The following is a 19,106-nucleotide window of genomic DNA, read 5'->3' as shown; positions in this document are numbered from 1 at the left end:
ATGGGTGAAGCATTGCCAAGGGCGTCACCCGACAAGGCGGCTGATGACCTTGGCTGTATAATCCACAAGCGGGATGATCCGGGCATAATTGATGCGGGTCGGGCCGATCACACCGATGGCGCCGATCACCTGCTCGCGGCTGTTCTGGAAGGGCGAGATGATCAGCGAACAGCCGGAATGGCCGAACAGCACATTCTCCGCGCCAATGAAGATCTGCACCCCGTCCCCCTTCCCGGTGGCGTCGAGCAGGCGCAGCATGGTCTCCTTGGTCTCCAGCGCCTCGAACAGGGCGCGCACGCGCTCCAGGTCCGACAGGGCGGTGACGTCCTCCAGCAGCTTCGCCTGGCCGCGCACGATGAGCTGGCCGCTGTTCTGCCCGCCGCTGCCCGCCCAGGTGGCAAGGCCGGCGGAGACCACGCGCTGCGACAGTTCGTCCAGTTCGGTCTTCTGATCCTCGATCTCGCGCAGCACGGCCTGCCGCGCCTCGTCCAGCGTGCGGCCGACCAGCTTCGCGCTGAGGAAGTTCGACACCATCTGGAGCGTCGCGGCGGGAACGCCCACCGGCACCTCGATGACGCGGTTCTCGACCAGCCCGTCCTCGTTGACCAGCACGACCAGCGCGCGGCCAGGGGCCAGCGAGACGAACTCGATGTGCTTCAGCGGCCGGTCGGTCTTCGGCGCCACCACCAGCCCGGCGCAGTGCGACAGGCCGGACAGCAGGGTGGACGCCTCGCCCAGCACGTCCTGCAGCGACCGCCCGGAGGAGGCGCATTTCGCCTCGATGGAGCCGCGCTCATCCTCGGTCAGGCTGCCGATCTCCAGCAGGCCGTTGACGAACAGGCGCAGCCCTGCCTCGGTCGGGATGCGGCCGGCGGAGGTGTGGGGGGCGTAGAGCAGCCCCTGCTCTTCCAAGTCGGCCATGACGTTGCGGATGGTCGCGGGCGACAGGGCCATGCCGAGCCTCCGCGAAATCGTGCGCGAGCCCACCGGCTCGCCGGTCGCCACATAGGCGTCGACGATCAGCCGGAAGATCTCGCGGGACCGTTGGTTCAGCTCGGTGATCATGGCGGGGCGGGAACCGGACGATGCTGTTGAGGCGCGGAAGGGGCGTCCCGAATTTAGGCAGGTGTCACCGCCGAATCAACGTGCGCCCCGGTTGCGCGCTGGACGGCGGGGGCAGCGGGCGCTAGCTTGCCGCCGTTTTCAACAGATTTGCGGATCATGCCCGATGCGTCCCTCCGGCCGCGCCCACGACCAGTTGCGCACCATTTCCCTTGAGCCCCATTTCAGCAAGCACGCCGAGGGGTCCTGCCTGGTGCGTTTCGGCGACACGCACGTCCTGTGCACCGCCAGCGTGGACGAGGGCGTTCCGCGCTTCCTGAAGAACACGGGCCTCGGCTGGGTCACCGCCGAATACGGCATGCTGCCGCGCTCCACCCACAGCCGCACCGACCGCGAGGCCGCCAAGGGCAAGCAGTCGGGCCGCACCCAGGAGATCCAGCGCCTGATCGGCCGCGCGCTGCGCGCCGTCACCGACCGCGCCGCCATGGGCGAGAAGCAGATCAAGATCGACTGCGACGTCATCCAGGCCGACGGCGGCACCCGCACCGCCGCCATCACCGGCAGCTTCGTCGCCCTGCATCTGGCCTTCCAGCATCTGATGCAGATCGGCGCCCTCAAGACCATGCCGCTGACCGACCATGTGGCCGCCGTCTCCTGCGGCATCTACAAGGACGCCAGCGTCCTCGACCTCGACTACGCCGAGGATTCGACGGCGCAGGCCGACGCCAACTTCGTCCTGACCGGCAACGGCGGCATCGTCGAGGTGCAGGGCACCGCCGAGGAGCGCCCCTTCAGCGAGCCGCAGTTCATGGAATTGCTGGCGCTCGCCCGCAAGGGCATCAACGAGCTGGTGGCCTTGCAGAAGGCGGCGATCGCGGTGAAGTAAGGCGCGGTTGCGCTTGCCCCCACCCTCCCGCTTCGCGGGCCCCTCCCTCCCCCGCTCTCGCAGGGGAGGGACGATTTCCCCTCCCCTGCGAGAGCGGGGGAGGGTCAGGGTGGGGGCAAAGGTATGTGACAGAAGGAACTCCCCATGACCACGCCTCCCCGCCGCTTCACGGGCGGCACGCTGGTGATCGCCAGCCACAACAAGGGCAAGGTCCGCGAGATCGCGGAGCTGCTCGGCCCCTACGCCGCCTCCTTCGTGTCCGCGGGCGAGCTTGGCCTGCCGGAGCCGGAGGAGACGGGCTCCAGCTTCGTCGCGAACGCCGAGCTGAAGGCCCTGGCCGCCGCCAAGGCAGGGCACGTCGCGCTGGCTGACGACAGCGGGCTGGTGGTGCCGGCGCTGAACGGCGATCCCGGCATCTACTCCGCCCGCTGGGCCGGTCCGGCCAAGGACTTCCAAATGGCCATGGGCAAGGTCGAGGACGGGCTGAAGGGCCAGGCCGACCGCAGCGCCTATTTCGTCTGCGCCCTGTCACTCGCCTGGCCGGATGGCCATGTCGAGACGGTCGAGGGCCGCTGCCCCGGCACCCTGGTCTGGCCGCCGCGCGGCGAGCATGGTTTCGGTTACGATCCGATGTTCAAGCCGGACGGCTACGACATCACCTTCGGCGAGATGGACCCGGCCAAGAAGCACGAGATGAGCCACCGGGCCGACGCCTTCCGCCAGCTTGTGGAGCGATGCTTCAAGTGATTCCTGATCCTGGCTTCGGGATCTACATCCACTGGCCCTTCTGCAAGGCGAAGTGCCCGTACTGCGACTTCAACAGCCACGTCCGCGACCGGGTCGAGCATGACCGCTGGCGCGCCGCGCTGGTGCGGGAGCTGGATCATTACGCGGACGCAACACCCGGCCGCCGGGTCACCTCGGTCTTCTTCGGGGGCGGCACGCCGTCGCTGATGGAGCCGGCGACGGTCGGCGCCGTGCTGGAGCGCATCGCCGCCCGCTGGACGGTGGGCAGCGATTTGGAAGTGTCGCTCGAGGCCAACCCGACCTCGGTCGAGGCCGACAAGTTCCGCGCCTTCCGCGCCGCCGGAGTCAACCGCCTGTCGATGGGCATCCAGGCGCTGGACGACGCCGCGCTGAAGTTCCTCGGCCGCCAGCACAGCGCGGCCGAGGCGACCGGCGCCATCGCTCTGGCCGCCCGCACCTTCCCCCGCTTCAGCTTCGACCTGATCTACGCCCGCCCCGGCCAGTCCGTCGCGGCGTGGGAGGCGGAGCTGACCCGCGCGCTCGACCACGCGGTCGGTCACCTCTCGGTCTATCAGCTGACCATCGAGGAGGGCACGGCCTTCTTCCCCCTGCACGCGCGGGGCGATCTGGTGCTGCCCGACGAGGATCTGGCCGGCGACCTCTACGAGGCGACGCAGAGCCTGTTGGACCGCGCCGGGCTGCCCGCCTACGAGATCTCCAACCACGCCCGCCCCGGCGAGGAGAGCCGCCACAACCTGACCTACTGGCGCTACGGCGATTACGTCGGCGTCGGTCCCGGCGCCCATGGCCGGCTGACGCTGGACGGCGAGAAATTCGCCACCCGCGCCCACCGCGCCCCGGAGATCTGGCTGGAGCGGGTGGAGCGCGACGGCCACGGCGCCGCCGCGCCCGAACCGGTCGCCCGCGAGTCCCGCGGGTCGGAGCTGCTGATGATGGGGCTGCGCCTGCGCGAGGGGGTGGCCCGCGCCCGGCTGGTCGAGGAGACCGGCCGCGACATCGACGGGCTGGTTGATTCCGGCGCTCTGGAGCGTCTGGTGGCCGGCGGTTTCCTGGAGGTCGGCAAGGACACGTTGCGCGCCACGCACGAGGGACGGCAACGGTTGAACGCCGTGCTGGGGGCTCTTCTGGCCTGACCGCGCTAATACCCGGAAACGTGGTGTGACAAAGGCGCCCAGTCCCCGGCGCACCCCGCATTTTTATACGTCCGTTTATAGTTTCCTGTGACTGTCGGCCATCCTTGAAGTCCTGGCGAAGGACAAGGGCAAACAATTGCCGCTTGCCGGGACACAGGGAAGGGCAGACAGTTTCAGGCAGACATCCCATGATCCTCACAAGGCTTTCCATTCGGGCCAAGCTGTGGACGCTCGTCGTCGCGGCTTCGGTCGCATCCTTCGCCATCGCCGGCGCCGGCCTTTACCTCAACTACAGCCGCATGCACGCCGACCGGCTGGAGACGCTGCACAGCATTGTGGAAACCGGGGTCACCCTGGCCACCACGCTGGAGGCGGAGGCCGCCGCCGGCAAGATCACCCGCGAGGAGGCCCAGGCCCGCTTCAAGGCTGCGGTGGCCGGCATCCGCTACGCCGGCGGCAAGGAGTATCTCTTCGCCCACACCATGGACGGCTACGGCTTCGCCCACGTCAACGCGAAGCTGATCGGCGCCGACGTCAAGCCGCTGAAGTCGGCCAACGGCGTCCACATGATCGTGGAGTTCATCCGCATGGTCCGCGCCACCGGCGACGGCCTGCTGGAATACGACTGGCCGCGCACGGTCGGCGGCAGCGATCTGGCGGTGAAGCTGGGCTATGTCCGCGGCTTCGAGCCGTGGAACATCTTCATCGGCAGCGGCATCTTCATCGACGACATCCGCGCCGCCTTTCTGGACCAGCTGTGGACGCTGGCCGCGGTCATCCTGGTCCTGGCGGTGCCGGCCATCGGCCTGATCGCCTGGGTCGGCACCGACATCAGCCGGGTGCTGCGCGGGCTGGGCGCCAAGATGCGCTCGCTGGCCGACGGCGACCTGTCCACCCGCTTTCCGGAGGCGGAGCGCGGCGACGAGATCGGCGCCATGGCCAAGGCCGTGCTGGTCTTCCAGACCAACGCCCGCGACAAGCAGCGGCTGGAGGCCGAGCAGGCCGCGTCGGCCCAGCGCGCCGAGGAGGAGAAGCGCCGCGCCATGCTGGCGCTGGCCGCCAGCTTCGAGCAGAGCATCGGCGCCGTCGTCCGCACCGTGTCCGACGCGGCGGCGACCATGGAGGAGCGCGCGGCCGAGATGAACCGCGCCGCCGCCCAGACCGACGAGCTGGCGACCTCGGTCGCCGCGGCGACGGAGCAGACCTCCGCCAACGTGCAGACCGTGGCCGCCGCGTCGGAGGAGCTGGCCGGCTCGATTCAGGAGATCAGCCGGCAGGTCGCCGAGTCGTCGCGCATCGCGGGCGAGGCGGTGACCCTCAGCGGGCGGGCCAACGACAAGGTCGGCGGGCTGGCCGAGGCGGTGCAGAAGATCGGCGCCGTGGTGCAGCTCATCAACGACATCGCCAGCCAGACCAACCTTCTGGCGCTGAACGCGACCATCGAGGCGGCCCGCGCCGGCGAGGCCGGCAAGGGCTTCGCCGTGGTGGCGAGCGAGGTCAAGGCGCTGGCCAACCAGACCGCCAAGGCCACGGAGGAGATCGCCGCCCAGGTCGCCAACATCCAGACGGTGACCGGCGACGCGGTCGGCGAGATCCAGGGCGTGACCCAGGTCATCCTGCGGGTGAACGAGATCGCCACCTCCATCGCCTCCGCGGTCGAGGAGCAGGGGGCGGCGACCCGCGAGATCAGCCGCAACGTCCAGGAGGCGGCGGGCGGCACGCAGGAAGTATCGGCCAACATCACCGGCGTCACCGGTGCTGCGACCCGGAGCGGCGCCACCGCCCGTGACGTGTTGGAGATGTCGCGGCGGTTGGGCCACCAGCTCGACACGCTGCACCGCGAGGTCGGAGGCTTCCTCCAGCAGCTCCGCGCGGCGTAAGGTGGGGTGAACGGACCGGGAAAGGGGTTGGGATGCGCATCAGTCTGGTGGTGGCCGCGGCGCGCAACGGCGTGATCGGCCGCAACGGCACCCTGCCCTGGTCCCTGCCCGGCGACCTGAAGCGCTTCCGGGAGCTGACGATGGGCAAGCCGGTCCTGATGGGCCGGCGCACCTGGGAGTCGCTCCCCCGCAAGCCCCTGCCCGGCCGCGACAATCTGGTGGTCAGCCGCAGCGCCCCGCCGGGCGAGCGGGACGGCGCGCGCTGGTTCGGCGGCCTCGACGCGGCGCTGGACTGGTGCCGCGCCAGCGCTGTGCCGGAGATCAGCGTGATCGGCGGCGCCGAGCTGTTCCGCGAAACCCTGCCGCTCGCCGACATCGTCCACCTGACCCGCGTCGAGCAGGATGTCGAGGGCGACACCGTCATGCCGCCGTTGGGGCCGGAGTGGGTGGAGACGGAGCGCGGCCCGTTGTTGAGCGAAAATGGTCTGGATTACCGGTACGTGGACCTCGTACGGCGCTCCGTCGGGGCCGGCCCATAACGGGTCAGCCCAGCAGCGCCCGCACCCGCTCGGCGTCCTCCGGAGACGCCGGGTTGTAGACGAGCATCGTCAGGTCCGGGCGCCCGTCCACGGCGAAGGCCGAATATTCCAGCTCCAGCGTGCCCAGCGTGGGGTGGCGCAGGCGTTTGACGCCTTCCCCGAAATGGCTCACGTCGTTCGCGGTCCACAGGGCGGCGAATTCGGGACTCTGGCGCGACAGATCCTCGACCAGGGCTTTCACCGCGTCGTCGGCACCGGCACGCGCCGCATCGGCGCGGAAGGCGCCGACGACGAAGCGCGCCACGCCCTCCCAATCGAACTGGGCGGCCCGCACGCGCGGGTCGCAGAAGATGAGCCGCAGGATGTTGCGCCGGGCCGCCGGCAGGGCGCCGTAATCGGTCAGCACCGCGGCGGCGGCGCGGTTCCAGGCGACGACGTCCCAGGTCGCCGTCTTGAGCAGGGCGGGGCTGGGGTTCAGCGCGTCCAGCACGCGCTGCAGGCGCGGCGTGACCGCCTCCCCCACCGGATAGCGCACGGTCGGCAAGCGGTTGAGGCCGAGGAGGAAGAGATGCTCGCGCTCGGCGTCGGTGAGCATCAGGGCGCGGGCGATGCGCTCCAGCACGTCGGCGGACGGCGCTCCGCCACGCCCCTGTTCCAGCCAGGTGTACCAGGTGGTGCTGATGTTGGCGCGCTGGGCGACCTCCTCGCGGCGCAGGCCGCGGGTGCGCCGACGCTCCGCGGAAAAGCCGAAGGCCGCGGGATCGAGCCTCGCCCGGCGGTCCTTCAGATAGGCGCCCAAGCGGCTCTCACCGGAGCGGTGTTGCGCGGAACCGTTCTCCGTCATGACGCGCCGGCCCGTCCTGTTGGTCATTATACCCCGATAACGTCACGACTTTACCAGGATAAGCCCCTCGCCGACAGTGGCCTGCGACCCTGATCGGAAGAGGTTTCCCCATGCGTGTCTTCGTCACCGGTGCCACCGGCTTCGTCGGTTCGGCCATCGTTCAGGACCTCCTCGCCAACGGGCACCACGTTCTCGGCCTCGCCCGCTCCGACGCTTCGGCGGCGGCCCTGGCAGCGGTCGGGGCGGAGGTCCACCGCGGCTCCCTCGACGACCTGGAGAGCCTGCGCGCCGGGGCCTCCGCGGCCGACGGCGTGATCCACACCGCCTTCAACCATGACTTTTCGCGCTTCGTCGACAACTGTCGGGAGGACCATCAGGCGATCCTGGCGCTGGGCGAGGCGCTGGAGGGCAGCGACCGCCCTCTGCTGGTGACGGCCGGCGCGGTCGTGGCCGCGCGCGGGCCGGTGGCGGTGGAGAGCGATCCGCACCGGCCGCCGACCGACGCCCTGCCCCGCCGCACCGAAGTCGCCGCCGCGGAACTGGCCGCCCGCGGCATCCGGGTCGGCGTCATACGCCTGCCGCCCTCGACCCATGGCGTGGGCGACCATGGCTTCGCGCGCATCCTGCACGACATCGCCCGTAGGACGGAAGTCTCGGCCTACATCGGCGACGGTGGGAACCGCTGGGCGGCGGTGCACCGCCGGGATGCGGCGCGGCTGTACCGGCTGGCCCTGGAGGCCGGGGCGCAGGGCGGCCCGTTCCACGCCATCGCCGAGGAGGGCGTGCCGCTGCGCCGCGTTGCCGAAGCCATCGGCGCGCGGCTGGGCCTGCCGGTGGTCTCGAAGACGCCGGACGAGGCGGCCGCCCATTTCGGGTGGTTCGCCTTCTTCGCCGGCATCGATTGCCCGACCTCCAGCGCCCACACCCGCGCCCTGCTGGGGTGGGAGCCGCGCGAGACCGGCCTCGTCGCCGACCTTGGCCAGCCCGGCTACTTCACCGAGTGACCGGCCGGCGGGGGATTGCTAGGGGCTTCGGCTCTCAGGCCCCCTTGTTCTCGCGGTGGCGGCGCTCGATGGCGTCCCACAGGGTGGCCTCCAGCGCCGACCCGTCGAGTCGGTTGATCTCCTGGATGCCGGTGGGCGAGGTCACGTTGATCTCGGTCATGTAGTCGCCGATCACGTCGATCCCGACGAAGACCAGACCCTTCGCGCGCAGCACCGGGCCGATGGCCTTGCAGATCTCCTGCTCGCGCAGGGTCAGCTCCGTCTTCTTGGCGCTGCCGCCGGCGTGGAAGTTGGCGCGGGCCTCGCCCTCCTGGGGCATGCGGCTGACGGCGCCGGCGGGCTCGCCGTCGATCAGGATGATGCGCTTGTCGCCCTGGCGGATCTCCGGCAGATACTTCTGCACGATCACCGGCTCGCGGTAGAGCTGGGTGAACAGCTCCAGCAGCGAGCCCAGGTTTTCGTCGTCCGGCTTCAGGTGGAAGACGCCGGCCCCGCCGTTGCCGAACAGCGGCTTGACGATGATGTCCTTGTGCTGCGCCCGGAAGTCGAGGACGGCCTGCTTGTCGCTGGTGATCAGCGTCGGCGGCATCAGGTCGGGGAAATGGGTGACGAACAGCTTCTCCGGCGCGTTGCGCACCTCCGCCGGGTCGTTCAGCACCAGCACCTTGGGCTGGATGTGCTCCAGCATGTGGGTGGCGGTGATGTAGGCCATGTCGAAGGGCGGGTCCTGGCGCATCAGCACCACGTCCATGGTCGACAGATCGACGATCCGCGGCTCGCCCAGCGTGTAGTGGGCGCCCTTCTGGCGGACCACGGTCATCTCGCGCACGCGCGCGGTCAGCACGTTGCCGGTCAGGCTGAGGTCGCGCGGGTGGTAGTGGTAGAGCGTGTGCCCGCGCTTCTGCGCCTCAAGCGCCATCATGAAGCTCGAGTCGGTGTCGATGTTGATGGACTCGATGGGGTCCATCTGGAAGGCGACGGCGAGGCTCATCCTGCGGGTCTCCGAAACGGGCTTTTGAAGTGGGGTCAGTTCAGTTGGTTCTTGAGCTGCTGGATCAGCGCGGCGACCTGATGGCGATGCCGTTCGCTGGCGGTCAGCTCCAGGAAGCTTTCCAGCGCGGCGATGGCGGCGGCGAGGTTGCCGTTGTGGGCCTCCAGAAGGCCGGTCTCCCGCCACAGCGACGCCTCGCCCGGCGCGAACAGCCGCATCGCCTCCAGCACCTCCAGCGCGCGCGGCACGTCGCGGGCGGAGAGGTGGCGCAGCTTGATGTTGTTCTGGAGGCGCAGCAGAATCTCGCGGTTGGACACCGTCTGGTAATGGCCGGGCTCCAGCTCCGCGGCGCTGCCGGCGGTGGCCTTCAGCAGGTCGCGCAGGTCCACGGCGGTGCGCACCTGCCCCTCGTTGAAGGGGTCGAGGATGGCGCGGGCGCCGTCGGCCTCCAGCCGCACCAGGAAATGGCCGGGGAAGTTCAGCCCCAGCATCGTCCAGCCCTGCGAGCGGGCGGCGTGCAGGTACAGGATGCCCAGCGCCACCGGCAGGCCGCGGCGGCGGTCGATGACGCGGAGCAGGTTGGCGTTCTGCAGATCGTCGTAGGTTTCCTGGTCACCGGCGTAGCCGTGCCGCTCCACGATGACCTCGTGCAGCCAGGAGATGCGGGCCTCCAGCCCGTCGAGGGTGGGCGAGACGCGCTCCGCCAGATCGTGGGCGATGTCGGCGAGGTGACGGCGGTAGTCGGCCAGCGCGGCGCCCGGCACCTCCAGCGCGCCCAGCGCCAGGGCGGCTTCGGCCAGATCGATCTGCTCGTCCGGCTGCTGCCCCACGCGGCGCAGGATGTCACGGGCCTCGGCGCGGCTGGTCACGGGCGGCGTCCTTCCTCTTCATCAGCCTTCGCGTCAGGCCCGCCACGCGTCCGGGACGTGGCGCGGCCAGGACCAAGGGGTAACGAGCATGACGTCGAAGCGCAAGACATAGCCGGCATAGTGGGGGTTGGCCCCCAGATAGGCGTGGGCGGCGCGGGCGAGACGGCCCCGCTGGCGGGCGTTGACCGCCTCGTTCGCGGTGTCCCAGTCGCCGCGGGCCTTGACCTCGACGATCGCCAGAGTGTCGCCCCGCCGGGCCACGATGTCGATCTCTCCCATGGGTGTGCGCAGGCGGCTTTCCAGGATGCGGTAACCCTTCAGCCGCAGCGCCAGCCGGCAGAGCTGCTCGGCGTAGCGGCCGTAATTCTCGGCCCGGCGGCGCAGCGCGCCCGGCGCGCTCATGGTTTCCCCTCCCGCGACAGCTCCAGCGCGCGGGCGTAGACGGTCCGCTTGTTCTGGCCGGTGCGGGCGGCCACGTCGGCGGCGGCGTCGCGGACCGACAGGCGGGTCAGCGCCTCGCGCAGCAGGGCGTCGACGTCGGCCTCGGTCGGGGTGGCCTCCTCGCCGGGCGGGCCGATGACCAGCACGACCTCACCCTTCGGCGGGCCGGCCTCGGCGTAATGGGCGGCCAGCTCCGGCAGGGTGCCGCGCCGCACCTCCTCGTAGAGCTTGGTCAGTTCCCGCGCCACCGCGGCCTCCCGCGCGCCGAGGATGTCGGCGAGGTCGGCCAGCGACTCGGGCAGGCGCTGCGGCGACTCGAAGAAGACCAGCGTGGCGGGGACGCCCTTCAGCTCCCCGGCGGCGGCGCGGCGCGCGCTGCTCTTGTTGGGCAGGAAGCCGGCGAACAGGAAGCGGTCGGTCGGCAGGCCGGACAGCACCAGCGCCACCAGCGGGGCGGAGGCGCCGGGCAGCGTGGTGACCGCCACCCCCTCCGCCACGCACTCCCGCACCAGCTTGTAGCCGGGGTCGGAGACCAGCGGCGTGCCGGCGTCGGTGACCAGCGCGATGGATTCGCCCGCTTTCATGCGGCCGATGAGGACCGGACGCATCTTCGCCGCGTTGTGTTCATGATAGGAGACGAAGGGCGTGTGGATGCCATGGATGCCCATCAGCTTCGCCGTCACCCGCGTGTCCTCGCAGGCGATGGCGTCGGCGCGGCGCAGCGTGTCGAGCGCGCGCAGCGTGATGTCGGCGGCGTTGCCGATGGGGGTGGCGACCACATAAAGGCCGGCGCCGAGTTTACTTGCGGCCCTCGGCTCGCTACCTTCAGCGTCACCAGAGACGCCGGGCCCGGAAACGGGCTCGGGCGCCGGACCGGATGTGGAGATCGTTGGTGGCACGCTTGACGACACCTTTCTCGCGCGCTTGGGGGCAGCGGGCTGCCGCCGCCCTGTTGGTTGTCGGCACGCTTTCGGCCTGCTCGACTGTAAAGGCCCCGGCGCCACCGACTCAAGCGCCGCAAGCGCCCGTCGCCGCCGTTCCGGCCGCCCCGCAGACCTTGAAGGTGGCGATCCTGCTGCCGCTGTCCGGGTCCAGCGCCGCCATCGGGCAGGCTATGCTGGAGTCGGCGCAGATGGCGCTGTTCGATCTGGCCGGCGACCGCTTCGAGCTGCTGCCCCGCGACACCAAGGGCACGCCCACCGGCGCCGCCGACGCGGCGCGGCAGGCGATCGCCGAGGGGGCGAGCCTGATCCTCGGCCCGCTGTTCGCCGCCGACGTGGCGGCGGTGAAGCCGGTCGCCCAGTCCGCGGGCGTGGACGTTCTGGCCTTCACCAACGACTGGACCCAGGCCGGCAACGGCACCTATGTGCTGGGCTTCGTGCCCGCCGATCAGGTCACCCGCGTGATCGGCTTCGCCCGCTCGCGCGGTGCCACGCGCTACGTCGCGCTGGCCCCGCGCACCGCTTACGGCGACGCCGTGGTCAACGCCGTGCAGGCCGCCTCGCGCCAGTTCGGCGGGCAGGTGGCGCAGGTCGAGCGCTACGACCCGGCGGTGACCGACCTCGCCCAGCCGGCGCGGCAGGTGACCCAGGCCGGCGTGCAGCCGCAGGCGGTCATGCTGGCCGAAGGCGGGCCGCGCGCCCAGGGTCTGGCGTCGGCGCTGTCGGCCAACGGGCTGAACACCCAGCAGGTCAAGCTGCTCGGCACCGGCCTTTGGGACGAGCCCGGCCTGGGCCAGGAACCCGCCCTGGCCGGCGCCTGGTTCGCCGCCCCGGCCCCGCAGAGCCGCGCCGACTTCGAGGCGCGCTTCGAAAGGACCTATGGGCGCAAGCCGCCGCGCATCGCCACCCTGTCCTACGACGCCACGGCCATCGCCGCGGTGCTGGCCAAGATGCCGGACGCGTCGGGCCGCTTCGACCGCGCGGCGCTGAACAACCCCAACGGCTTCGAAGGCATGGACGGCATCTTCCGCCTGCGCGCCGACGGCGTCGTGGAGCGCGGTCTGGCCGTGCTGGAGGTCTCCCCGAGCGGCCCCCGCGTGCTCGATCCCGCCCCGTCCAGCTTCGAAGTGCTGGGGCAGTGATCGCAAAGCGCTGAAACAGGAAAGTTCTTAACCACAAGGGCACAAAAGCACGAAGGAGTTCGTGTCTTTGTGCCTCCGTGGTGAACCGCGAACTTATCCGTGCAGCTTCGCCAGACGGCGGGCGTTGGCGCGGACGGTGCGGTAGGCCGGGGTCATGCCGGCCTGGGTCAGGGCCGTCGCCGACTCCACCATGTAGAGCGCGGCGTGGATGCCGGCCTCCACCTGCTCGGTGACGGTGCGGCGCTGCAACTCCATCAGGTCGGCGGGGGTGCGGCACTGGCCGAGGCCGGTCACCACCACCATGGCGGCCTGAAGCTGGCCCTGCATCAGGGTCATCCAGGCCTGCTGCATTTCCTCGATGCCCTTGGCGACGGCGTGGGTGGCCTCCACCATCGCCTCCACCTTCTCGGAGCCCATGCGGACAAACTCCGGGTTGGCGAGGTCGATGGGGTTGTTCATCGCCGCCGCCATCATCGCGGTGCGGTAGCCGATCGTCTGGGCCGCCGCCACCCCCATCTCGCCCGTCTTGACGCCGGTCCGGGTCAGATCGCCCGCCACCGTCAGAAAGCGTTGCGTCGGTTCGCCGTTGCCGGCCTTGCGTCTCGCCATTCGCTCCACCTCACCAAAGGGCCCGACCGGACCAAAAGCCCCGGCCGGGCCAAAAAAACCGTGACCCGGACGCCAACGCTGCACTGCAGCATTTGGTTCCGGGCCCAGTCTTTACAGGGAAGCGAGCGCGCGGTCGAGATCTTCAACGATGTCCTGGGCGTCCTCCAGCCCGACGGACAGGCGGAGCAGGTTCGGACGGATGTTCGCCGCCGCCTTCTCCTCCACCGACAGCTTGGAATGGGTGGTGGTGTCGGGGTGGGTGACCAGGCTCTTGGAGTCGCCCAGGTTGTTGGAGATCATCACCATCCGCAGATCGTTCAAGGCGCGGAAGGCCTCCTCCTTGCCGCCCTTCAGGAAGATCGACAGCATGGTGCCGCCGCCGGTCATCTGGCTGCGGACGAGATCGTGCTGCGGGTGGCTGGGCAGGCCCGGATAGAGCACCCGCTCCACCTTCGCGTGGCCTTCCAGGAACTCCGCCACCGTCAGGGCCGACGCGCTCTGCGCCGACACGCGCAGCTCCAGCGTCTCCAGCCCCTTCAGCAGAAGCCAGGCGTTGAAGGGCGAGATGGTCGGGCCGGTGTGGCGCAGATAGGGGTGGATCACCTCCGACCCGTACTGCTTGTCGCTGGTCAGGATGATGCCACCCAGACAGCGGCCCTGGCCGTCGATGTGCTTGGTCGCCGAGTAAACGACGACATCGGCCCCCATCTCGAACGGGCGCTGCAGCACCGGCGTGGCGAAGGCGTTGTCCACCACCACCTTGGCCCCGGCCTTGTGGGCCAGATCGCTGACGGCGCGCAGGTCGACGACCTCCAGCCCCGGGTTGCTGGGCGTCTCCAGGAAGACGACCTTGGTCGGCTTGGCCAGCGCCTCCTCCCACTGGGACAGGTCGGTGCCGTCGACGAAGACCGCCTCGACCCCGAAGCGGGCCGACAACTCCTTGATCACCCAGTAGCAGGAGATGAACAGCGAGCGCGGCGCCACGATGCGGTCGCCGGTGCGCAGGTTCGACCACAGGGCGCCGTGCACCGCGGCCATGCCGCTGGTCGTGGCGTAGGCCCAGGCCGCCCCCTCGTACTCGCACAGCCGGTCCTCGAACATCGCCGTGGTCGGGTTGCGGAAGCGCGAATAGACGTGGCGGGAGCCGTCGTTGACGAAGGCGCTCTCCGCCTCCTCCGCCGAGCCGTAGACGAAGCCGGAGGTCTGGTAGAGCGCCTCGCAGGTCTCGTCGAAGGACGAGCGGCGGACGCCGCCATGGACCAGACGGGAGCGCGGGCGAAGCCCCGCGACGTTCGGATTGCGATGATCGGTGCGCGCCATGGCCGCTTTGTCTCCTCTGTCCGCCGGCGGGGCAGACCGGCAAAACAAAAAACGCCCCGACCGATCGGGTCGAGGCGCGGACGCGGCTCGGACCTTTTTAGCGGGTTGTTTTACGTGGCCCGCAAGCCGGTCGACCAAATCACCACGTGCCCTCGCTTTTAGGACCGCCGCGGCGCGCCGTCAAGGGACAAGCAGCCCGTGACAAAAAGGGGACGCCCTGCGTCAACATCGCGCAGCACCCGATGCCGCCGCCCGCTTGCCCAGCCTGTGCCCGGCACCGGATCATGCACGCCGGACGTCAGGAAGGGGTGCGGGCCGTGCAGTATCGCAAGGAGCAGGAGCGGCATTTCACCCGTCTGGTGCTCACCGGGCGCTTCACCAGCCAGGACGCCGGCCCGGTGCGGCAGGCCATCGCCGACGTGAAGAATGGGACGGAGCGCCGCCACCTCCTCGACCTGACCGGGCTGGAGTTCATCGACAGCGCCGGCATCGGCCTGCTGCTGGTGATGAACGGCGAGGCCCTGACGGCGGGCAAGGCGCTGTCCCTGCTCTGCGCCTCCGGGCAGGTGCGCAAGGTGGTGGACCTGACCCGCATCGCCATGATCATCCCGGTGCACGAGACGGTGGCCGACTACCTCGCCGCCAGCGTGCCCGAGGCCCTGCTGGCCGCCACCCACCCCTGCGCGCCGGACGAGGACCCGTTGGCCGTCGCCGCCCGCGCGCTTCACGCCAAGCCGGTCCTGCCGCCCGCGGTCGTGCCGCCGGACGAATCCAACAGGGATGCTCCCGACCGGGACGGCGCTTCCGGATAGGCCGCTCGCAGGGCTGGCGCGGGCTTCCCATCTGAAGCTTTCGACAGATCCCGTTCCGCGTTGGGGGAGGCACCGAATGGTTCATCTGCACAAGTCGCTGGAATCCGAAGCGTCCAAGGCCGCCGCGCGGGAGGGCCGTTCGCTCGACCAGTTCGTGAACGAGGCGGTGGAGGAGAAACTGCGCCACGCGCAGCGTCACGTCACCCCTATCCGCGACCGCGGCGCCCCGTTGGACGAGGACGCGGTGGAACGGGCGTAATTCTAACCTGGTTTGAGCCAAAGCCACGGCATTTGGCATCTCGACCCTCTCCCGCCCCGGGAGAGGGTGCCCGCGCAGCGGGCGGGTGAGGGTCGCACGAGGATCAGCGCACCAATCCTCGGCAGCACCCTCACCCTTCCCACGCTTCGCGCGGGCCCCTTCCCTCTCCCGGGGCGGGAGAGGGAAGATGACTTCCGTTTAAGAGAGCAATCCCCGCAGACGGTACAACTCGTCGAGCGCCTGCCGCGGTGTCAGGCTGTCCGGGTCGATGGACTTCAGCGCCTCCTCCACCCGCGACGGCTCCGGCGGGGCGGCGGGGGACGCCGCCGGGGCCGGCGGGGGGCGCTTCAGGGCGGCGCTGAACAGCGGCAGATCCTCGGCCAGACGGTGGATGGCGGCGTTCTGGTCGCCCGATTCCAGGATGGTCAGCACCTCCTCGGCGCGGCCCACCACGGCGCCGGGCAGGCCGGCCAGCTTCGCCACATGGATGCCGTAGCTGCGGTCCGCCGCCCCCGCCGTCACCTCGTGCAGGAACACCACGTCGCCCTGCCATTCCTTGATGCGCATGGTGTGGCAGGACAGGCCCGGCAGCTTGCCGGCCAGCATGGTCAGCTCGTGGTAGTGGGTGGCGAACAGCGCGCGGCAGCGGTTGACGTCGTGCAGATGCTCCACGCAGGCCCAGGCGATGGACAGGCCATCGAAGGTCGCGGTGCCGCGCCCGATCTCGTCCAGGATGACCAGCGCGCGGTCGCCGGACTGGTTCAGGATGGCGGCGGTCTCCACCATCTCCACCATGAAGGTCGAGCGGCCCCGCGCCAGATCGTCGGCGGCACCCACGCGGCTGTAGAGCCGGTCCACCACCCCGATGTGCGCGCTCTCCACCGGCACGAAGCTGCCCATCTGGGCCAGCACGGCGATCAGCGCGTTCTGGCGCAGGAAGGTGGACTTACCCGCCATGTTCGGGCCGGTCAGCAGCCACAGCCGGTTGTCCGGGGCGAGGTCGCAGTCGTTGGCGACGAAGGGACCGGCGTTGCCGGCGTCGAGCACCGCCTCCACCACCGGGTGCCGCCCGCCTTTGATCGAGAAGGCGAGGCTGCCGTCCACCACCGGCCGGCTGTAGCGCCGCTCCGCCGCCAGCTCCCCCAGCGAGGCGGCGACGTCCAGCGCGGCCAGCGCGTGGGCGGCCTGGGCGATGGCCTCGGCGCGGCTGGTCACCTCCTCCACGAGGTCGTTGAACAGCTCCAGCTCCACGGCCAGCGCCTTGTCGGCCGCCTCGGAGATGCGGCGCTCCAGGTCCGACAGCTCGACCGTGCCGAAGCGCACGGCGTTCGCCATGGTCTGGCGGTGCATGAAGACCTCGCGCCCCTTCTCGGACATCAGCTTGTCCGCGTGGGTCGCCGTCACCTCGATGTGGTAGCCGAGCACGTTGTTGTGCTTGATCTTCAGCGCCGGCACCCCGGCGATGCCGGCGTATTTGACCTGGAGCCCGGCGATCAGCCGCCGGCTCTCGTCGCGCAGAGTCACCAGCTCATCAAGCGCGTAGGAATAGTCGCGCGCGATGAAGCCGCCGTCGCGGGCGAGCAGCGGCAGCTCCGGCGCCAACGCCTGCGTCAACTGATTGACCAGCTCGCTGTGCTCGCCCAGCCCCTTGGCCACGGCGCCCAGCCCGTCGGGCAGCGGGCCGCCGGGATGGCCGTTGAGCAGCAGGCGGATGGCCGAGGCCTGGACCAGACCGTCGCGCACGGCCGCGAGATCGCGCGGGCCGCCGCGCCCCAGCGTCAGGCGGGACAGGGCGCGCTCCAGATCCGGGCAGCGGCGCAGCGCCTCGCGCAGGTCGGCACGCAGCCGCTCCTCGTTCAGCGCGAATTCGACCATGTCCAGCCGCTTGGCGATGGCCGCGGGGTTGGTCAGCGGCGCCGAGAGCTGGGCGGCGAGCAGGCGCGCCCCCGCCCCGGTCACCGTGCGGTCGATGGTGGCGAGCAGGCTGCCGCGCCGTTCGCCGGTCAGGGTGCGGGTCAGCTCCAGGTTGCGGCGGGTCGCCGCGTCGATCTCCATGACGGCGCCGGGGCCGAGCCGGCGCGGCGGCGACAGGCGCGGCACGCGGCCCTTCTGCGTCAGCTCCACATAGGCGACCAGAGCGCCGGCCGCCGCCACCTCGGCGCGGGAGAACTGGCCGTAGGCGTCCAGCGTGCCGACGCCGTAGAGGGCGAGCAGCCGCTGCCGCCCGTTCTCGCTGTCGAAGCGCGGGGTCGGCTGCACGGTCAGGCGGGACTTCCATTCGCCCCACAGCTCGTAGAGGTCCGGGCTCTGGCACAGCTTCTCGGAGACCAGCACCTCCTGCGGGTCGAGGCGGCCGAGGGCGGCGCCCAGCCCGGCGCGCTCCACCGGCTGCACGACCAGCTCGCCGGTGGACAGCTCCAGCCAGGCCAGCCCGAGGCCGCCCGCCGCTTCCGCCACCGCGGCCAGCCAGTTGGAGGCGCGGGAGTCGAGCAGGCTGTCCTCGGTCAGCGTGCCGGGGGTGACGATGCGGATGACGCCGCGCTTCACCACCGACTTGGAGCCGCGCTTCTTGGCCTCCGCCGGGTCCTCCATCTGCTCGCAGATGGCGACGCGGAAGCCCTGGCGGATCAGGCGCTGCAGGTAGGATTCGTGGCTGTGGACCGGGACGCCGCACATCGGGATGTCCTCGCCCAGATGCTGACCGCGCTTGGTCAGCGCGATGTCCAGCGTCCGGGCGGCGTTCACCGCGTCCTCGAAGAACATCTCGTAGAAATCGCCCATCCGGTAGAACAGCAGGCAGTCGGGATGGGCCTGCTTGATCTCCAGATACTGCGCCATCATCGGGGTGGCGTCGGGAGGAATGATGGCGGCGGGCGAAGTGGCGGCGGGCGCGTCGGACACGGGTCTTCAACCGGTTGCGTTGTGACGGGCAAGGTCGGGCCGGCACCCTAGCACGCCCGCGCTGGTGCCGCGATGACCGCTTCGTTAGACTGTTCGATGCCCGTAGAACGAGCAAGCAGAACGAGCAAGCCGAAGCTGAAGGAGACCGCCGTGACGCAAGCGCCCGACAACACCGATGGCCGGATCACCGATGGCCAGGACACCGTCCGGGAGGTGCGCGAGGTCGTCGCCCTGTTCAAGACCCGCGAGGCGTTCGACAAGGCCGTGGCCGCCCTTCTGGACGCCGGTTTCGACCGCGACGACCTGTCGGTGCTGGCCAGCCACACCTCGCTGGAGGCCGCCGACCAGCGCCCGCAGGCCCCGTCGGACGAGGCCCTGACCGGTCTGGTGGGCGAGCTGAAATACGCCTTCCCCCTGACCACCGCCGGGCTTCTCGCCATCGTCGGCGGTCCCATCGCCGCGCCGCTGGCGGCCATCGTCGCCGCCGGGCTGGGCGGTGTCGCCATCAAGGATTACCTGGACGAGCTGACCAGCCACCCCGACACGGACGAGTTCGGCCGCGCGCTGGAGGCCGGCGGCGTCATCCTGTGGGTGCGCGCCGCCGACGTCGAGGACGAGGTGGAGGCCGCGGACATCCTGGAGCGCAACGGCGGCGCCAACATCCACCTGTCGGTGCGCGAGGAGTAAGCGGAGAAGGAAACGCCG

Annotated in this window: 19 protein-coding genes and 1 riboswitch; of the genes, 10 read left to right on the top strand and 9 right to left on the bottom strand. The window is 70.4% G+C overall.

Annotated elements, in window-relative coordinates; all coding sequences use genetic code 11:
- Positions 1-24: 24 nt before the first annotated feature.
- Entirely contained in the window at positions 25-1,065 is a 1,041-nt protein-coding gene (hrcA, locus tag H0B54_RS07710; RefSeq protein ID WP_094301316.1) for a heat-inducible transcriptional repressor HrcA, read from the bottom strand.
- A 163-nt stretch (positions 1,066-1,228) separates the two neighbouring features.
- On the opposite strand from hrcA, the gene rph reads away from it, so the two are divergent.
- The 5 genes from rph (at position 1,229) to H0B54_RS07685 (ending at position 6,268) form a co-directional block, all read left to right on the top strand.
- Positions 1,229-1,948, top strand: coding sequence for a ribonuclease PH (gene rph / locus H0B54_RS07705; protein ID WP_094301317.1), 720 nt, complete (start codon positions 1,229-1,231; stop codon positions 1,946-1,948).
- 144 nt (positions 1,949-2,092) lie between these two features.
- Positions 2,093-2,695 carry an RdgB/HAM1 family non-canonical purine NTP pyrophosphatase gene (gene rdgB / locus H0B54_RS07700; RefSeq protein WP_188259857.1) on the top strand — a complete coding sequence of 201 codons (603 nt, stop codon included), beginning with the start codon at positions 2,093-2,095 and terminating at the stop codon, positions 2,693-2,695.
- A complete protein-coding gene (gene hemW / locus H0B54_RS07695; protein WP_188259856.1) occupies positions 2,683-3,849 on the top strand; it encodes a radical SAM family heme chaperone HemW in 1,167 nt (388 codons plus the stop codon). Before rdgB ends, hemW begins: the two co-directional genes overlap by 13 nt.
- A gap of 188 nt (positions 3,850-4,037) precedes the next feature.
- On the top strand, positions 4,038-5,729 hold the full coding sequence (locus tag H0B54_RS07690; protein WP_188259855.1) for a methyl-accepting chemotaxis protein: 1,692 nt from the start codon (positions 4,038-4,040) through the stop codon (positions 5,727-5,729).
- Between the two features lie 32 nt (positions 5,730-5,761).
- Positions 5,762-6,268 carry a dihydrofolate reductase gene (locus H0B54_RS07685; protein ID WP_188259854.1) on the top strand — a complete coding sequence of 169 codons (507 nt, stop codon included), beginning with the start codon at positions 5,762-5,764 and terminating at the stop codon, positions 6,266-6,268.
- Between the two features lie 4 nt (positions 6,269-6,272).
- On the opposite strand, the gene H0B54_RS07680 is transcribed toward H0B54_RS07685, so the two are convergent.
- Positions 6,273-7,112, bottom strand: a complete 840-nt coding sequence (locus tag H0B54_RS07680; RefSeq protein WP_188259853.1) for a helix-turn-helix transcriptional regulator — start codon at positions 7,110-7,112, stop codon at positions 6,273-6,275.
- Between the two features lie 110 nt (positions 7,113-7,222).
- Between H0B54_RS07680 and H0B54_RS07675 the strand changes: the two genes are divergently transcribed.
- Entirely contained in the window at positions 7,223-8,116 is an 894-nt protein-coding gene (locus H0B54_RS07675; RefSeq protein WP_188259852.1) for an SDR family oxidoreductase, read from the top strand.
- Positions 8,117-8,150: 34 nt separating this feature from the next.
- Here H0B54_RS07675 and gshB read toward each other — a convergent pair whose 3' ends face one another.
- The 4 genes from gshB to rsmI are packed head-to-tail and all read right to left on the bottom strand — an operon-like array spanning position 8,151 to position 11,316.
- Complete coding sequence (gshB, locus tag H0B54_RS07670; RefSeq protein WP_188259851.1) at positions 8,151-9,107, bottom strand: glutathione synthase; 957 nt, start codon at positions 9,105-9,107, stop codon at positions 8,151-8,153.
- A gap of 35 nt (positions 9,108-9,142) precedes the next feature.
- Positions 9,143-9,976, bottom strand: coding sequence for a transglutaminase family protein (locus tag H0B54_RS07665; RefSeq protein ID WP_188259850.1), 834 nt, complete (start codon positions 9,974-9,976; stop codon positions 9,143-9,145).
- Positions 9,977-10,009: 33 nt separating this feature from the next.
- The gene (locus tag H0B54_RS07660) at positions 10,010-10,378 is read right to left on the bottom strand and encodes a YraN family protein (protein WP_059399012.1); all 369 of its coding nucleotides are present in this window, start codon (positions 10,376-10,378) and stop codon (positions 10,010-10,012) included.
- Complete coding sequence (gene rsmI / locus H0B54_RS07655; RefSeq protein ID WP_425490021.1) at positions 10,375-11,316, bottom strand: 16S rRNA (cytidine(1402)-2'-O)-methyltransferase; 942 nt, start codon at positions 11,314-11,316, stop codon at positions 10,375-10,377. Before rsmI ends, H0B54_RS07660 begins: the two co-directional genes overlap by 4 nt.
- Between rsmI and H0B54_RS07650 the strand changes: the two genes are divergently transcribed.
- Complete coding sequence (locus H0B54_RS07650; protein ID WP_188259848.1) at positions 11,310-12,500, top strand: penicillin-binding protein activator; 1,191 nt, start codon at positions 11,310-11,312, stop codon at positions 12,498-12,500. The genes rsmI and H0B54_RS07650 overlap by 7 nt on opposite strands.
- 93 nt (positions 12,501-12,593) lie before the next feature.
- Here the strand turns inward: H0B54_RS07650 and H0B54_RS07645 are convergent, their stop codons facing one another.
- Together H0B54_RS07645 and metZ are read right to left on the bottom strand one after the other, a co-directional pair.
- Positions 12,594-13,109 carry a phasin family protein gene (locus H0B54_RS07645; protein WP_094301327.1) on the bottom strand — a complete coding sequence of 172 codons (516 nt, stop codon included), beginning with the start codon at positions 13,107-13,109 and terminating at the stop codon, positions 12,594-12,596.
- Positions 13,110-13,220: 111 nt separating this feature from the next.
- On the bottom strand, positions 13,221-14,429 hold the full coding sequence (metZ, locus tag H0B54_RS07640; RefSeq protein WP_188259847.1) for an O-succinylhomoserine sulfhydrylase: 1,209 nt from the start codon (positions 14,427-14,429) through the stop codon (positions 13,221-13,223).
- 76 nt (positions 14,430-14,505) lie between these two features.
- Positions 14,506-14,585, bottom strand: a riboswitch (SAM riboswitch).
- A gap of 128 nt (positions 14,586-14,713) precedes the next feature.
- Between metZ and H0B54_RS07635 the strand changes: the two genes are divergently transcribed.
- Entirely contained in the window at positions 14,714-15,241 is a 528-nt protein-coding gene (locus H0B54_RS07635) for an STAS domain-containing protein (RefSeq protein WP_188259846.1), read from the top strand.
- A gap of 76 nt (positions 15,242-15,317) precedes the next feature.
- On the top strand, positions 15,318-15,500 hold the full coding sequence (locus H0B54_RS07630) for a hypothetical protein (protein ID WP_188259845.1): 183 nt from the start codon (positions 15,318-15,320) through the stop codon (positions 15,498-15,500).
- Positions 15,501-15,698: 198 nt separating this feature from the next.
- On the opposite strand, the gene mutS is transcribed toward H0B54_RS07630, so the two are convergent.
- Entirely contained in the window at positions 15,699-18,341 is a 2,643-nt protein-coding gene (mutS, locus tag H0B54_RS07625) for a DNA mismatch repair protein MutS (protein ID WP_188259918.1), read from the bottom strand.
- A 210-nt stretch (positions 18,342-18,551) separates the two neighbouring features.
- Here mutS and H0B54_RS07620 point away from each other — a divergent pair, with 210 nt between their 5' ends.
- On the top strand, positions 18,552-19,088 hold the full coding sequence (locus H0B54_RS07620) for a hypothetical protein (RefSeq protein WP_172428283.1): 537 nt from the start codon (positions 18,552-18,554) through the stop codon (positions 19,086-19,088).
- The last annotated feature ends 18 nt before the right edge of the window (positions 19,089-19,106 follow it).

Source organism: Azospirillum tabaci, from assembly GCF_014596085.1.
Lineage (GTDB): Bacteria > Pseudomonadota > Alphaproteobacteria > Azospirillales > Azospirillaceae > Azospirillum > Azospirillum tabaci.
Note: the sequence above shows the minus strand (reverse complement) of the source record. Positions and strands in the feature narration are given on the sequence as shown.

Coding starts and splice junctions, on each gene's coding strand:
- hrcA (WP_094301316.1), bottom strand. CDS start 1,065: ATGATCACCGAGCTGAACCAACGGTCCCGCGAGATCTTCCGGCTGATC.
- rph (WP_094301317.1), top strand. CDS start 1,229: ATGCGTCCCTCCGGCCGCGCCCACGACCAGTTGCGCACCATTTCCCTT.
- rdgB (WP_188259857.1), top strand. CDS start 2,093: ATGACCACGCCTCCCCGCCGCTTCACGGGCGGCACGCTGGTGATCGCC.
- hemW (WP_188259856.1), top strand. CDS start 2,683: ATGCTTCAAGTGATTCCTGATCCTGGCTTCGGGATCTACATCCACTGG.
- H0B54_RS07690 (WP_188259855.1), top strand. CDS start 4,038: ATGATCCTCACAAGGCTTTCCATTCGGGCCAAGCTGTGGACGCTCGTC.
- H0B54_RS07685 (WP_188259854.1), top strand. CDS start 5,762: ATGCGCATCAGTCTGGTGGTGGCCGCGGCGCGCAACGGCGTGATCGGC.
- H0B54_RS07680 (WP_188259853.1), bottom strand. CDS start 7,112: ATGACGGAGAACGGTTCCGCGCAACACCGCTCCGGTGAGAGCCGCTTG.
- H0B54_RS07675 (WP_188259852.1), top strand. CDS start 7,223: ATGCGTGTCTTCGTCACCGGTGCCACCGGCTTCGTCGGTTCGGCCATC.
- gshB (WP_188259851.1), bottom strand. CDS start 9,107: ATGAGCCTCGCCGTCGCCTTCCAGATGGACCCCATCGAGTCCATCAAC.
- H0B54_RS07660 (WP_059399012.1), bottom strand. CDS start 10,378: ATGAGCGCGCCGGGCGCGCTGCGCCGCCGGGCCGAGAATTACGGCCGC.
- H0B54_RS07645 (WP_094301327.1), bottom strand. CDS start 13,109: ATGGCGAGACGCAAGGCCGGCAACGGCGAACCGACGCAACGCTTTCTG.
- metZ (WP_188259847.1), bottom strand. CDS start 14,429: ATGGCGCGCACCGATCATCGCAATCCGAACGTCGCGGGGCTTCGCCCG.
- H0B54_RS07635 (WP_188259846.1), top strand. CDS start 14,714: ATGCACGCCGGACGTCAGGAAGGGGTGCGGGCCGTGCAGTATCGCAAG.
- H0B54_RS07630 (WP_188259845.1), top strand. CDS start 15,318: ATGGTTCATCTGCACAAGTCGCTGGAATCCGAAGCGTCCAAGGCCGCC.
- mutS (WP_188259918.1), bottom strand. CDS start 18,341: ATGATGGCGCAGTATCTGGAGATCAAGCAGGCCCATCCCGACTGCCTG.